The sequence below is a fragment of the Citrobacter sp. RHBSTW-00017 genome, assembly GCF_013797615.1.
In the GTDB taxonomy this organism is placed as follows: domain Bacteria; phylum Pseudomonadota; class Gammaproteobacteria; order Enterobacterales; family Enterobacteriaceae; genus Citrobacter; species Citrobacter braakii.
Window position 1 is genome coordinate 2,116,798 of sequence record NZ_CP056899.1, and the last position, 12,910, is coordinate 2,129,707.

General features: G+C 50.2%; 14 protein-coding genes. 10 read left to right on the forward strand and 4 right to left on the reverse strand.

Going from position 1 to position 12,910, the window contains the following annotated elements:
• Positions 1-6 precede the first annotated feature (6 nt).
• From fliT to fliD, 3 genes are read right to left on the reverse strand one after another with little or no spacing between them, the layout of a single operon-like run.
• Positions 7-378 (reverse strand): flagella biosynthesis regulatory protein FliT, encoded by a 372-nt coding sequence (fliT, locus tag HV037_RS10240; RefSeq protein ID WP_003030458.1) that lies wholly within the window; start codon positions 376-378, stop codon positions 7-9.
• Positions 378-785: a flagellar export chaperone FliS gene (gene fliS, locus HV037_RS10245; RefSeq protein ID WP_181500268.1), complete on the reverse strand. Its 408-nt coding sequence runs from the start codon at positions 783-785 to the stop codon at positions 378-380. Before fliS ends, fliT begins: the two co-directional genes overlap by 1 nt.
• Positions 786-800: 15 nt before the next feature.
• A complete protein-coding gene (fliD, locus tag HV037_RS10250) occupies positions 801-2,201 on the reverse strand; it encodes a flagellar filament capping protein FliD (protein WP_019077067.1) in 1,401 nt (466 codons plus the stop codon).
• A gap of 255 nt (positions 2,202-2,456) precedes the next feature.
• Here fliD and HV037_RS10255 point away from each other — a divergent pair, with 255 nt between their 5' ends.
• The 8 genes from HV037_RS10255 to sdiA all read left to right on the forward strand — a co-directional run bounded on the left by HV037_RS10255 (position 2,457) and on the right by sdiA (position 9,621).
• Entirely contained in the window at positions 2,457-3,743 is a 1,287-nt protein-coding gene (locus HV037_RS10255) for a FliC/FljB family flagellin (RefSeq protein WP_181500269.1), read from the forward strand.
• A gap of 162 nt (positions 3,744-3,905) precedes the next feature.
• Entirely contained in the window at positions 3,906-4,625 is a 720-nt protein-coding gene (gene fliA, locus HV037_RS10260; protein ID WP_016153479.1) for an RNA polymerase sigma factor FliA, read from the forward strand.
• 57 nt (positions 4,626-4,682) lie between these two features.
• Positions 4,683-5,234 (forward strand): flagella biosynthesis regulatory protein FliZ, encoded by a 552-nt coding sequence (gene fliZ / locus HV037_RS10265; protein WP_016153478.1) that lies wholly within the window; start codon positions 4,683-4,685, stop codon positions 5,232-5,234.
• Between the two features lie 100 nt (positions 5,235-5,334).
• Positions 5,335-6,135: a cystine ABC transporter substrate-binding protein gene (gene tcyJ / locus HV037_RS10270; protein ID WP_016156835.1), complete on the forward strand. Its 801-nt coding sequence runs from the start codon at positions 5,335-5,337 to the stop codon at positions 6,133-6,135.
• Between the two features lie 106 nt (positions 6,136-6,241).
• Positions 6,242-7,228 (forward strand): D-cysteine desulfhydrase, encoded by a 987-nt coding sequence (gene dcyD, locus HV037_RS10275; RefSeq protein WP_065554696.1) that lies wholly within the window; start codon positions 6,242-6,244, stop codon positions 7,226-7,228.
• A 21-nt stretch (positions 7,229-7,249) separates the two neighbouring features.
• Positions 7,250-7,918, forward strand: a complete 669-nt coding sequence (gene tcyL, locus HV037_RS10280; RefSeq protein WP_003030474.1) for a cystine ABC transporter permease — start codon at positions 7,250-7,252, stop codon at positions 7,916-7,918.
• Positions 7,915-8,667 carry an L-cystine ABC transporter ATP-binding protein TcyN gene (gene tcyN, locus HV037_RS10285; protein WP_003030477.1) on the forward strand — a complete coding sequence of 251 codons (753 nt, stop codon included), beginning with the start codon at positions 7,915-7,917 and terminating at the stop codon, positions 8,665-8,667. The genes tcyL and tcyN overlap by 4 nt, the downstream gene beginning before the upstream one ends.
• 231 nt (positions 8,668-8,898) lie before the next feature.
• Entirely contained in the window at positions 8,899-9,621 is a 723-nt protein-coding gene (gene sdiA / locus HV037_RS10290; protein WP_016156833.1) for a transcriptional regulator SdiA, read from the forward strand.
• A gap of 66 nt (positions 9,622-9,687) precedes the next feature.
• Here sdiA and HV037_RS10295 read toward each other — a convergent pair whose 3' ends face one another.
• The gene (locus HV037_RS10295) at positions 9,688-9,912 is read right to left on the reverse strand and encodes a DUF2594 family protein (protein WP_016153474.1); all 225 of its coding nucleotides are present in this window, start codon (positions 9,910-9,912) and stop codon (positions 9,688-9,690) included.
• Positions 9,913-10,370: 458 nt separating this feature from the next.
• Between HV037_RS10295 and uvrY the strand changes: the two genes are divergently transcribed.
• Positions 10,371-11,027, forward strand: coding sequence for a UvrY/SirA/GacA family response regulator transcription factor (gene uvrY / locus HV037_RS10300; RefSeq protein WP_006684079.1), 657 nt, complete (start codon positions 10,371-10,373; stop codon positions 11,025-11,027).
• Positions 11,024-12,856, forward strand: coding sequence for an excinuclease ABC subunit UvrC (uvrC, locus tag HV037_RS10305; protein ID WP_046274973.1), 1,833 nt, complete (start codon positions 11,024-11,026; stop codon positions 12,854-12,856). Before uvrY ends, uvrC begins: the two co-directional genes overlap by 4 nt.
• Positions 12,857-12,910 lie beyond the last annotated feature (54 nt).

Below are 12,910 nucleotides of genomic sequence, written 5' to 3' on the forward strand. Positions count from 1 at the left end.
GGGAAATTATTGTGGGGCAGTGGGGGCGTCGGGAACTAACAGCATGCCGGAAAGACGGCCATAAGCGTTATTTAGCGTCTTTTGGCGCGTCGACTGACCGATGAGATTGCTGAGTTCATCCAGACGCTGCTGCAACAATGTTTTGAGCAGTTGTTCGTTATCCAGCGTCTGTTTAATGTACCCGGCCACTAAATCCTGAATACTTCGCGTAATGCCTGGTGGAGTTTGCTCTTCCATGACCACTTCAATACTTTGCAGATAGGTAACTTCCTGTTCCAGTAAAAGGTCCCATTCACCGCGCTGCGCCAGTTCCAGCAGTGAGTGACTGAGCAGCGCGATGCGCTGCCAACGGTTGATAAACTCCACGGCTGAGGTCATTAACGAGACTCCTGGGAAGATGCTTTCGGTGAGATCTGTTTCCAGGCATCTGAAATGTTGCCGAGTAACCCTTCGACTTCTTCAATGGCCTGACAATCATTACGCAAGTTAGCTTGCAGTAAACGGCGAATCATATAGTCATACAGAGAAGACAGATTGGTGGCGATTTCGCCGCCAGTCTCTTGATCAAGTCCTGCCTTCAGGCCATTGTCGATAATATTAATGGCTTTACTTAACGCTTCACCTTTGGCGACGATATCACCCTGTTGCATAAACAGGCGAGCGCGCACCAGGGCGCTGTTCGCGCCGTCAAACAACATTTCAATCAGCTGATGTGGGCTGGCGCTCATCACGGCGCTTTCCACGCTGACCTGTGCATAGGCTTTGGTACCGCTCGCGGTATACATGCTTACCTCGTGTTATCAGGATTTATTCATCGCTGTAAATTGTTGGCCCAGATAGGTACTGGTGTTATTCAGTTTGCTCATCATGCTATCAAGCTGGGTAAACTGCGCCGTATAACGCGCAACCATGTCGTCAATGCTGGCGCTAACTGACAGATATTGTTTGGTCAGTTTTTTCAGCGTGGCGTTAATGCTGTCTTGCGCATTATCGATAATGCCGTCATCGGCGAGATAGCTTTTTACTTCAGCGGCAATTTTGGTGGTGATGCCGGTTTCTTTACCGTCGCCAGCCAGCAGTTCGCGAACAGAGGCGGTGTTTTCATCCAGCGCTTTTTTCAGCTTGGTATCATCGATGGACATCTTGCCGGTTTTGCCATCTTGTTTGATGCCGATTTCATTCAGTGTCTTAAAGGCACCTTCAGCACCGGAGTTAGCAAACTGTGCACGAATGCCTGTCTGAATCGTACGTACTACGCTGTCACCGACCAGCGCGCCGTTGTCTTTGTCCTGAACTTCCGCTCCTGCATCTACGGCTTTATATTTGGTCAGCGTATTAAAGGTATCGATCAGTGAGTTATAGGCATCCACCCAACCTTTAATCGCTTCCGTGGCTTTCTCATTGCTTTTCGTCACCGTTACGCGCGCGTCGGTAACTTTTTTGGTCAGTTCCAGCGTAACACCCTGCGGGGCATCGGTGACTTTGTTGCTTTGACGTTCAATATCGATACCGTTCATCGTGAGCTTGGAGTTCTGGGCCTGAACCAGCTCAGTCATTTTTCCTGTACCGGTCGTGCTGTCGTAAGCCAGCATATCGTTAAGCTTGCTGTCGCCCTCAACAGAGATGGTCATCTTGCTGTCCAGACCTTCTGCTGCGGTCAGCACCAGTTTGAACTCGCCGTCTTTCACCTTCACGATACTGGCGGAGATACCGCTATCGGTATCGTTAATTGCCTTGCTGATATCATCCAGCGTGGTCTTATCTTGGGAGAGTTTAATCTCCAGCGGCTCTTTACGGCCCGGCTGCTCAATTTTAATGGTACGCGTGGCGGAGCCATCACCCAGAGCCTCTTTGTTTGAGGCCACCGATGTGGTGCTCAACGATTGTGCCTGTGCCAGTTGCGTGACGCTGATGGTATAAATACCCGGTGCCGCGCCTGCTTCGGTGGTGACTTTCAGGTCTTCAGTACTGCTCGTCACATTACTGCTTCTGAACAACTCCGGTTTATTTAACGCGGTATTGGCCGTCTGGAACTTTTCCAGCGCACTCTTCAGCGTACCGTAAGCCGTCAGACGGGCAGTATTGTCGGTCTGTTGCTGAGTAATTGGATTTAGACGTTTTTTCTCAGCAATAGTCAGGTTGTTTAGCAACGTGTCCAGTGGTAAGCCTGAGCCTACGCCTAATGATGTAAATGAAGCCATGCCCGATTCCTTGTGATTGCAAACAATTGTTATGCGGGTTATCGGCAATCTGCGCGCAAAGTTTAATGATAGTTTTGTCAAAATAATGCGCGGAATAGTGGTGCATATAGAGGGTATTTCGCGGGCTAAGAAAAAAAACGACAGAAAGTAAAAATTTTCTAAAGTTCGAAATTAAGGTGCCGATACATGGGTTACGGTGAGAAACCGTGGGCAACAGCCCAATAACATCAAGTTGTAATTGATAAGGAAAAGATCATGGCACAAGTCATCAATACAAACAGCCTGTCGCTGTTGACCCAAAACAACCTGAACAAATCTCAGTCCGCTCTGGGCTCCGCTATCGAGCGTCTGTCCTCTGGTCTGCGTATCAACAGCGCGAAAGACGATGCTGCTGGTCAGGCGATTGCAAACCGTTTCACCGCTAACATCAAAGGTCTGACTCAGGCGTCCCGTAACGCCAACGACGGTATCTCCGTTGCACAGACCACAGAAGGCGCGCTGTCTGAAATCAACAACAACCTGCAGCGTGTTCGTGAACTGTCTGTACAGGCAGCGAACGGCTCCAACTCTGATTCCGACCTGTCTTCTATCCAGGACGAAATTAATCAGCGCCTGGCAGAAATCAACCGTGTTTCCGAGCAAACCGACTTCAACGGTAAAAAAGTTCTGAACCAGGACGGTCAGTTGACTATTCAGGTTGGTGCAAAAGATAATGAAACTATTACTATCGATCTGAAAAAAATCGATAGCACTACCCTTGGGCTGGCTGATCTAAATATCTCTAGAACGGGTAAAACAGTTAATAATGGTGACACCATTAACATCCGTTCTACTTTGGCACAAGCTGATTTCAGTGACGTAAATACAGGCGCTGGTAAGGTCGATTTTGCAGGTGCAACTGCTGGTGATGTTAAGTTAGCTCAAGACAAATCAGGCAAATACTACGCAACAGCGGATAATGGTACAACGTATTACGCGGCGACTGTTGACAATAAAACAGGTAAAGTATCCATTGATAGCCGTAACCCAGCTTCCAGCACCACAGGGTTAACATTGACCACTGTTACCGAAGTGGGTAAAGACGTTACTGCGGATACTACGGCATTAACTGCTGCTAATAAATCCTTGGTTACATACAAAGATCAGTCTGGTAATGCAGCATATGCTGTTAAGTCTGTAGATGGCAACGGTGTTGAATCGTATAAAGATGCCTCTATTACAGCTGCTGGCGTGGTAACTGAAGGGACCAATGTTCTGTCCTTAGGAACAACGGATCCGTTGAAGAAAATTGATAAAGCGTTGTCTGACGTAGACCAGTTCCGTAGCTCCCTGGGTGCTATTCAGAACCGTTTCGAATCTGCAATCACTAACCTGGGTAACACTGTAAACAACCTTTCCTCTGCCCGTAGCCGTATCGAAGATTCCGACTACGCGACCGAAGTGTCTAACATGTCTCGTGCTCAGATCCTGCAACAGGCGGGTACTTCTGTTCTGGCACAGGCTAACCAGACCACGCAGAACGTTCTGTCTCTGCTGCGTTAATTTATACTTATCGCGCAAACCCCGCTCCGGCGGGGTTTTTTACATTCAGCTTTACCCGTAACCCCCAAATAACCCCTCATTTCACCCACTATTCACCCGATTAAAACCCCTGCAGAAACGGATAATCATGCCGATAACTCATTTAACGCAGGGCTGTTTATCGTGAATTCACTGTATACCGCTGAAGGTGTAATGGATAAACACTCGCTGTGGCAGCGTTATGTACCGTTGGTGCGTCACGAAGCATTGCGCCTTCAGGTGCGTTTGCCGGCGAGCGTAGAACTGGATGACCTGCTACAAGCGGGCGGCATCGGGTTATTGAATGCAGTCGACCGATATGACGCTTTGCAAGGAACGGCATTTACCACTTACGCAGTGCAGCGTATTCGTGGAGCGATGCTGGACGAACTACGTAGCCGGGATTGGGTGCCGCGTAGCGTTCGGCGCAATGCTCGCGAAGTGGCACAGGCGATGGGGCAACTGGAGCAGGAATTAGGGCGTAACGCGACGGAAACCGAAGTGGCGGAGCGTCTGGCTATTCCTGTGCAAGAGTATCGTCAGATGTTGCTTGATACCAATAATAGCCAACTCTTCTCCTACGACGAGTGGCGGGAAGAGCATGGCGATAGTATTGAGCTGGTGACGGAAGAACATCAGCAGGAAAACCCGTTACAGCAGCTACTTGAGGGTAACCTCCGCCAGCGCGTGATGGACGCGATCGAAGCGTTGCCGGAACGCGAAAAGCTGGTGTTAACGCTGTACTACCAGGAAGAGCTGAATCTGAAAGAGATTGGCGCGGTACTGGAAGTGGGGGAGTCACGGGTTAGCCAGTTGCACAGTCAGGCCATCAAACGTCTACGCACCAAGCTGGGTAAGCTATAGGGGTACACCATTACCCCTGAACAATGCCGCATTACGAATTGACTACCAGGAGTTCTCATGACGGTGCAGCAATCAAAAAGACGGCCTCTAAGCCGCTACCTCAAAGATTTCAAACACAGCCAGACGCATTGCGCCCATTGCTTTAAGTTGCTCGACAGGATCACGCTGGTTCGCCGCGGGCAAATTGTGAATAAAATCGCCATCGCCCGACTGGACACGTTGCTGAATGAAGCAGAGTGGGAACAGGAGAAAAAAGAGTGGGTGGCGCTGTGTCGTTTTTGTGGTGATTTGCACTGCAAAGAGCAGAGCGACTTTTTTGACATTATCGGCTTCAAGCAATTTTTATTCGAGCAGACCGAAATGAGTCACGGCACGGTACGCGAATACGTTGTGCGCCTGCGTCGCCTCGGGAATCATCTGACCGAACAAAATATCTCTCACGATCTGCTGCAGGAAGGGTTTCTCGACGAAAACCTTGCCCCGTGGCTGCCGGAAACCAGCACCAACAATTACCGCATTGCCTTGCGTAAGTATGAGCAGTTTAAAGCCCATACGCATATGGGACATATGCAGAAATCCTCCTGGACAGCCAGTTCTGATATATATTAAAAACGAATAAGGTGTAACAGAGTCGTGTTTGTGGATCACGGCAAACGCTTTACACTGTAGTCATAAATGATAGTCACTAATGACAATATTCGGGGTAACTATGAAATTAGCACTTCTGGGACGTCAGGCTCTGATGGGTGTAATGGCTGTTGCACTTGTCGCCGGAATGAGCGTGAAGACTTATGCAGATGAAGGTCTGTTAAATAAAGTTAAAGAGCGCGGCACGCTGCTGGTGGGCCTGGAAGGGACCTATCCCCCGTTTAGTTTTCAGGGCGATGACGGCAAGCTGACCGGTTTCGAAGTGGAGTTTGCCGAGGAACTGGCCAAGCATCTTGGAGTGAAAGCCACGCTGAAGCCGACCAAATGGGACGGTATGCTGGCTTCTCTTGATTCCAAACGCATTGACGTGGTCATCAACCAGGTGACTATCTCTGATGATCGTAAGAAAAAATACGATTTCTCTACCCCGTATACGGTCTCTGGTATCCAGGCGCTGGTGAAGAAAGGCAATGAGGGCGTTATTAAGACTGCTGCCGATCTGAAAGGTAAAAAAGTCGGCGTGGGTCTGGGAACCAACTATGAAGAGTGGCTGCGCCAGAACGTGCAGGGCGTGGATATTCGTACCTATGATGATGACCCGACCAAATATCAGGATCTGCGCGTAGGTCGTATCGACGCCATCCTGGTTGACCGTCTGGCCGCGCTGGATCTGGTGAAAAAAACCAAGGATACGCTGGCCGTTACCGGTGAAGCATTCTCCCGCCAGGAGTCCGGCGTGGCGCTGCGTAAAGGCAATGAAGATCTGCTGAAAGCGGTGGATGCAGCCATTGCTGAAATGCAGAAAGACGGTTCGCTGAAAGCCCTGTCTGAAAAATGGTTTGGAGCAGATGTGACGAAATAATCGTCATCTGATGAAAAAAGGCGCCTTTAACAGCGCCTTTTTTTATTTCATTGCGCCTGAACGTGCATAATAAAAGAACACCACAACAACGAATACCGGAGGCTGTATGCCGCTGCATAATTTAACGCGCTTTCCACGTCTGGAATTTATTGGCGCGCCAACGCCACTCGAATATCTTCCGCGCCTCTCAGCTTACCTCGGGCGTGATATTTTCATTAAACGCGATGACGTCACGCCGATGGCTATGGGCGGCAATAAGCTGCGTAAGCTGGAGTTTCTGGCCGCAGACGCGCTGCGTGAAGGCGCGGATACGCTGATAACCGCGGGTGCGATTCAGTCTAACCACGTTCGCCAGACGGCGGCGGTCGCCGCTAAGCTTGGCCTGCACTGCGTGGCGCTGTTGGAAAATCCGATAGGCACCACTGCCGAAAACTATCTCACCAATGGCAACCGTCTGCTGTTGGACCTGTTTAATACGCAAATTGAAATGTGCGATGCGCTGACCGACCCGAATGCACAGCTGCAGGATCTGGCGACGCGGATTGAAGCGCAAGGGTTCCGCCCGTATGTGATCCCGGTTGGGGGTTCCAATGCACTGGGTGCGCTGGGCTATGTGGAAAGCGCGCTGGAAATTGCCCAACAGTGTGAAGGGGCCGTTTCGCTCTCTTCCGTAGTGGTGGCCTCGGGCAGTGCGGGAACCCATGCCGGACTGGCCGTGGGCCTGGAGCAATTGATGCCAGACGTCGAACTCATCGGCGTGACCGTCTCACGCAGCGTGGCGGATCAAAAGCCCAAAGTTGTTGCACTGCAGCAGGATATTGCCCGGGAGCTGGAACTGACGGCCTCAGCGGAAATCCTGTTATGGGACGATTATTATGCGCCGGGCTACGGTACGCCAAACGAAGAGGGCATGGAGGCGATAAAACTGCTGGCGCGTCTGGAAGGCATTTTGTTGGATCCGGTGTATACCGGCAAGGCGATGGCGGGTCTGATTGATGGCATCAGCCAGAAACGCTTCAAGGATGAAGGGCCAATTCTCTTTATTCATACTGGTGGGGCGCCTGCGCTGTTTGCCTACCATCCTCACGTGTAACGACCAGGTAGAAAAACGCTAATGCATGAAAGTATCCAACTGGTGATTGATTCTCTGCCGTATCTGCTCAAGGGCGCAGTGTTTACGCTGCAACTGAGTATCGGTGGGATGTTCTTTGGCCTCGTGCTGGGTTTTATCCTGGCGCTGATGCGTCTGTCGCCGCTGCTGCCTGTGCGCTGGCTGGCGCGCTTTTATATCTCTATCTTTCGCGGAACGCCGTTGATTGCCCAACTGTTCATGATCTATTACGGTCTGCCGCAGTTTGGTATTGAGCTTGATCCTATTCCGGCGGCGATGATTGGCTTATCGCTTAATACGGCGGCCTACGCTGCGGAAACGCTGCGTGCGGCAATCTCCTCCATCGATAAAGGGCAGTGGGAAGCGGGCGCCAGTATTGGTATGACGCGGTGGCAAACCATGCGCCGGGCAATCCTGCCGCAGGCTGCGCGGGTTGCACTCCCGCCGCTGAGTAACAGCTTTATTAGCCTGGTGAAAGACACCTCTCTGGCCGCGACTATTCAGGTACCGGAACTGTTCCGTCAGGCGCAGTTGATTACCTCGCGTACGCTGGAGGTATTCACGATGTATCTGGCAGCCTCGTTGATTTATTGGGTGATGGCGACGGTGCTTTCTGCACTGCAAAACTATTTTGAAGAGCAACTGAATCGCCAGGAGAGAGAGCCGAAATGAGTGCTATCGAAGTCAGAAACCTGGTCAAAAAATTCCATGGGCAAACGGTGCTGCATGGGATCGATCTTGACGTCAAACCCGGTGAAGTTGTGGCGATTATCGGGCCGAGCGGTTCGGGCAAAACGACGCTGCTGCGCAGCATTAATTTGCTGGAGCAACCCGAGGCGGGCACCATTAAGGTGGGTGAGATTACCATTGATACCGCGCGTTCGTTAACTCAGCAGAAAGGTCTGATTCGTCAGTTGCGCCAGCACGTGGGCTTTGTGTTCCAGAACTTTAATTTGTTCCCGCATCGCACGGTGCTGGAAAACATTATTGAAGGTCCGGTGATTGTTAAAGGCGAACCGAAAGCCGAAGCGACAGCCCGTGCGCGCGAACTGCTGGCGAAAGTCGGGTTAGCTGGTAAAGAAACCAGCTATCCGCGGCGTTTGTCCGGCGGGCAGCAGCAGCGCGTGGCTATTGCCCGGGCGTTGGCGATGCGACCTGAGGTTATTCTTTTTGATGAACCGACCTCCGCGCTTGATCCTGAACTGGTTGGTGAGGTACTTAATACCATCCGCCAACTGGCGCAGGAAAAACGCACCATGGTGATTGTGACGCATGAAATGAGCTTTGCGCGCGACGTTGCCGATCGGGCGATATTTATGGATCAAGGACGGATAGTGGAGCAGGGGCCAGCTAAATCCTTATTCACGCATCCGCAGCAGCCGCGAACCCGTCAGTTTCTTGAAAAGTTTCTGATGCAATAAATAGTGCATGCAGCACTCGTCGAAATTGTTTTTTGACGAGTGTTGTTCGCATAACTATTTATAATTATTGCTTTATTATTAACTCCCAATACTGTTACTTCCTGCCGCCGTTGAGTAATGCTCAAGTAATTGTTCATTTGTCCGATAATTTGCATATATAAAATACATTTATGTGTTAGCTTGTTTCATATGTTTGGATGATTATCAATCTCAGGGGTATTACCACTTAGTATGCAGGGTCATGATTTCTTCACCTGGCGACGGAGTATGCTGTTACGCTTTCAGGAAATGGCGACGGCAGAGGATGTCTATAATGAATTACAACAACAGACGCAGCATTTAGAGTTCGATTTTTACGCGCTCTGTGTTCGTCATCCCGTACCTTTTACCCGACCTAAAACGTCGCTTCACACGACCTATCCCAAAGCATGGGTGGCGCATTATCAGTCCGAGAATTATTTCGCTATTGATCCGGTGCTGAAGCCTGAAAACTTCAGTCAGGGGCATTTACCCTGGAACGATACCTTATTTCGCGATGCACAGCCCCTGTGGGATGCCGCGCGCAATCACGGTTTACGTAAAGGGATGACGCAATGCTTAATGTTGCCTAATCGGGCGTTGGGTTTTTTATCGGTATCGCGTGCGAGTGTCCGTAATAGTCGCTTTGCAAACGATGAGGTAGAGCTCAGGATGCAACTGCTGGTGCGGGAAAGCTTGTCGGTACTGACGCGGCTGCAAGATGACATGGTCATGGCGCCAGAGATGCGCTTTAGCAAGCGGGAAAAAGAGATATTGAAATGGACGGCAGAGGGGAAAACCTCTTCAGAGATAGCGATAATTCTGTCGATTTCTGAAAATACCGTTAACTTTCACCAGAAAAATATGCAAAAGAAATTTAATGCACCCAACAAAACGCAGATCGCCTGTTATGCCGCGGCAACCGGGCTGATCTGAGTAAATTATCGTTCTGAGTGTCAGACGCAAACCCGGCTGAGAGCATCGCTGTCAGCCGGGTTCTTATTACTGGCGGTAGGCCTGTTTAATTTGCTTAACAGTGCTGGAAAATACCGCAGCCTGTGATTGATCTTCAATCAGCGCGATCTGTTTTTCCATTTTAAGAATCACGCGCCCTGCATCGGCTTGGCCCATTGCCTGCAGCATCAGCGTTAACATGGCTTTCAGGCAGGTGACTTCATTGGCCAGTTCCTGGTTATTCTCAGCAGTGGAAAAGTCAGGCGTACTCATTTATTTTCCTCGTTATGTTTCAATGAAAAAGTGCGATGTCAAATCTTAAGGCGCCGGAGTATACCATAAGCGAGGCTAAAAATATCAGCGGTTGTTTTCTGCGCAAACATAAGTCGCGGACATTAAAATAAACAACATGTTGCGCTGCATATATTTTCTCCACCTGTTGTTTATTTCGAGTATTTTACTCGTTAATTATTGTTACAACTTTAGCTGCCTATTTTGCATTCAATGGACGAATATGAATTTTTTGTCACTATTCTGAAACAGCTATGCAGATATAACCGTGGCAAAAGGTTGCCATAACAGAAAGTTTCCACTCGTCGTACCTTCTAATTTCCAAAAACGAGAGCAAAATCGAAAGACGGCGATTTTTACATTTCAAAGTTGAGATAAAACCCGTTAACATAGGACCGATTAACTATCGGTAGCGTTATCCCTATTCTGGAGATATTCCTTTGATCAACGTTTTTCTTGTTGATGACCACGAACTGGTGCGCGCAGGGATACGACGCATTCTTGAAGATATAAAAGGCATTAAAGTTGTCGGCGAGGCGTGCTGCGGTGAAGATGCGGTAAAATGGTGCCGCTCAAATTCCGTAGACGTTGTGCTGATGGACATGAATATGCCCGGTATTGGTGGCCTTGAGGCAACGCGTAAAATTGCGCGTTCAACGGCTGACATTAAAGTGATCATGCTGACTGTCCATACCGAAAACCCGTTACCTGCAAAAGTCATGCAGGCGGGAGCCGCGGGCTATCTCAGTAAGGGGGCTGCGCCCCAGGAGGTCGTGAGTGCGATTCGTTCGGTTTATTCTGGCCAACGTTATATTGCCTCCGATATCGCTCAGCAGATGGCGCTTAGCCAGATTGAGCCTGAGAAAACGGAAACCCCGTTTGCCAGTTTGTCTGAACGTGAGTTGCAGATTATGCTGATGATCACCAAAGGTCAGAAGGTCAATGAGATCTCAGAGCAACTGAATCTTAGTCCTAAAACGGTGAACAGCTATCGCTATCGAATGTTCAGTAAATTAAACATTCACGGCGATGTTGAGCTGACTCACCTGGCAATTCGCCATGGCCTGTGTAATGCGGAGACATTAACAAGCCAGTGACCGATCAGTTTGATGCCAAAGCGTTCCTGAAAACCGTGACCAGTCAGCCCGGCGTTTATCGTATGTATGATGACGCCGGGACGGTCATCTACGTCGGGAAAGCGAAAGACCTGAAAAAAAGGCTTTCCAGCTACTTCCGTAGCAACCTCGCATCGCGTAAGACCGAAGCACTGGTCGCGCAAATACAGCAGATTGATGTCACGGTAACGCACACCGAAACCGAGGCGTTATTGCTTGAGCACAACTACATCAAGCTGTATCAGCCGCGTTATAACGTTTTGCTGCGCGACGATAAATCCTATCCTTTTATTTTCCTCAGCGGCGATACCCATCCTCGCCTGGCAATGCATCGCGGGGCCAGGCATGCCAAAGGCGAGTACTTTGGACCGTTTCCTAACGGCTACGCCGTACGCGAAACGCTGGCGTTGCTGCAGAAAATCTTCCCTATTCGTCAGTGCGAAAATAGTGTTTATCGCAATCGCTCGCGGCCCTGTCTGCAATATCAGATTGGCCGCTGCCTCGGTCCGTGTGTGGCGGGCCTGGTGAGTGAGGAAGAGTATGCGCAGCAGGTTGATTACGTTCGTCTGTTCCTGTCCGGGAAAGACGATCAGGTATTAACGCAGCTGATCGCCCGGATGGAAAAGGCCAGCCAAAATCTCGAGTTTGAAGAGGCTGCCCGCATTCGTGACCAAATTCAGGCCGTACGCCGCGTGACCGAAAAACAGTTTGTCTCTAATACCGGAGACGATCTGGACGTCATCGGCGTGGCGTTTGACGCCGGCATGGCCTGTGTGCACGTGCTGTTTATTCGCCAGGGTAAAGTGTTAGGCAGTCGTAGCTATTTCCCGAAAGTACCTGGTGGAACAGAACTCGGCGAGGTCGTTGAAACCTTTGTCGGACAGTTTTATCTGCAGGGAAGTCAGATGCGCACCTTACCCGGTGAGATCCTGCTCGATTTTAATCTTAGCGATAAAACCCTGCTGGCAGACTCTTTGTCTGAGCTGGCCGGGCGGAAGATCAACGTTCAGACGAAACCGCGAGGCGATCGCGCGCGGTATCTGAAGTTGGCGCGTACCAACGCGGCGGTGGCGTTAACCACAAAACTTTCCCAGCAGTCGACCATTACTCAACGCCTGACGGCGCTGGCATCAGTACTCAAGTTACCCGCAGTGAAACGCATGGAGTGCTTTGATATCAGCCACACGATGGGCGAGCAGACGGTAGCCTCCTGCGTGGTATTCGATGCCAATGGACCACTGCGCGCCGAGTATCGCCGCTATAACATCACGGGTATTACGCCGGGTGATGATTATGCGGCAATGAATCAGGTTCTCCGTCGGCGCTACGGTAAGGCGATTGAAGAAAGTAAGATTCCGGACGTCATATTGATCGACGGCGGGAAAGGTCAACTGGGGCAGGCGAAAGCCGTGTTTGCTGAGCTGGACGTTCCCTGGGACAAACAGCACCCGCTTTTGTTGGGTGTGGCAAAAGGGGCCGATCGTAAAGCAGGCCTGGAAACGCTGTTCTTTGAGCCGGAAGGTGAGGGCTTTAGCCTACCGCCGGATTCGCCTGCATTGCACGTTATCCAGCATATCCGCGATGAATCTCACGATCATGCAATTAGCGGGCACCGTAAAAAACGGGCGAAGGTGAAAAGTACCAGCACGCTGGAGACTATTGAAGGTGTCGGGCCGAAGCGTCGGCAGATGTTGTTGAAATATATGGGCGGTTTGCAAGGTCTTCGTAACGCGAGTATTGAAGAAATTGCAAAAGTGCCGGGTATTTCGCAAGCTCTGGCAGAAAAGATCTTCTACTCGTTGAAACATTAGGCCCTCTGTAGCAACATAGGGGTAATTTTACTGACAACAGATAGTTATCCGTCA

Bases quoted from the DNA above. Each gene is read 5' to 3' on its own strand.
- tcyN (WP_003030477.1), top strand. From the start codon at position 7,915: ATGAGTGCTATCGAAGTCAGAAACCTGGTCAAAAAATTCCATGGGCAA.
- HV037_RS10255 (WP_181500269.1), top strand. From the start codon at position 2,457: ATGGCACAAGTCATCAATACAAACAGCCTGTCGCTGTTGACCCAAAAC.
- fliS (WP_181500268.1), bottom strand. From the start codon at position 785: ATGTATACCGCGAGCGGTACCAAAGCCTATGCACAGGTCAGCGTGGAA.
- fliZ (WP_016153478.1), top strand. From the start codon at position 4,683: ATGACGGTGCAGCAATCAAAAAGACGGCCTCTAAGCCGCTACCTCAAA.
- tcyJ (WP_016156835.1), top strand. From the start codon at position 5,335: ATGAAATTAGCACTTCTGGGACGTCAGGCTCTGATGGGTGTAATGGCT.
- dcyD (WP_065554696.1), top strand. From the start codon at position 6,242: ATGCCGCTGCATAATTTAACGCGCTTTCCACGTCTGGAATTTATTGGC.
- fliT (WP_003030458.1), bottom strand. From the start codon at position 378: ATGACCTCAGCCGTGGAGTTTATCAACCGTTGGCAGCGCATCGCGCTG.
- fliD (WP_019077067.1), bottom strand. From the start codon at position 2,201: ATGGCTTCATTTACATCATTAGGCGTAGGCTCAGGCTTACCACTGGAC.
- HV037_RS10295 (WP_016153474.1), bottom strand. From the start codon at position 9,912: ATGAGTACGCCTGACTTTTCCACTGCTGAGAATAACCAGGAACTGGCC.
- sdiA (WP_016156833.1), top strand. From the start codon at position 8,899: ATGCAGGGTCATGATTTCTTCACCTGGCGACGGAGTATGCTGTTACGC.
- tcyL (WP_003030474.1), top strand. From the start codon at position 7,250: ATGCATGAAAGTATCCAACTGGTGATTGATTCTCTGCCGTATCTGCTC.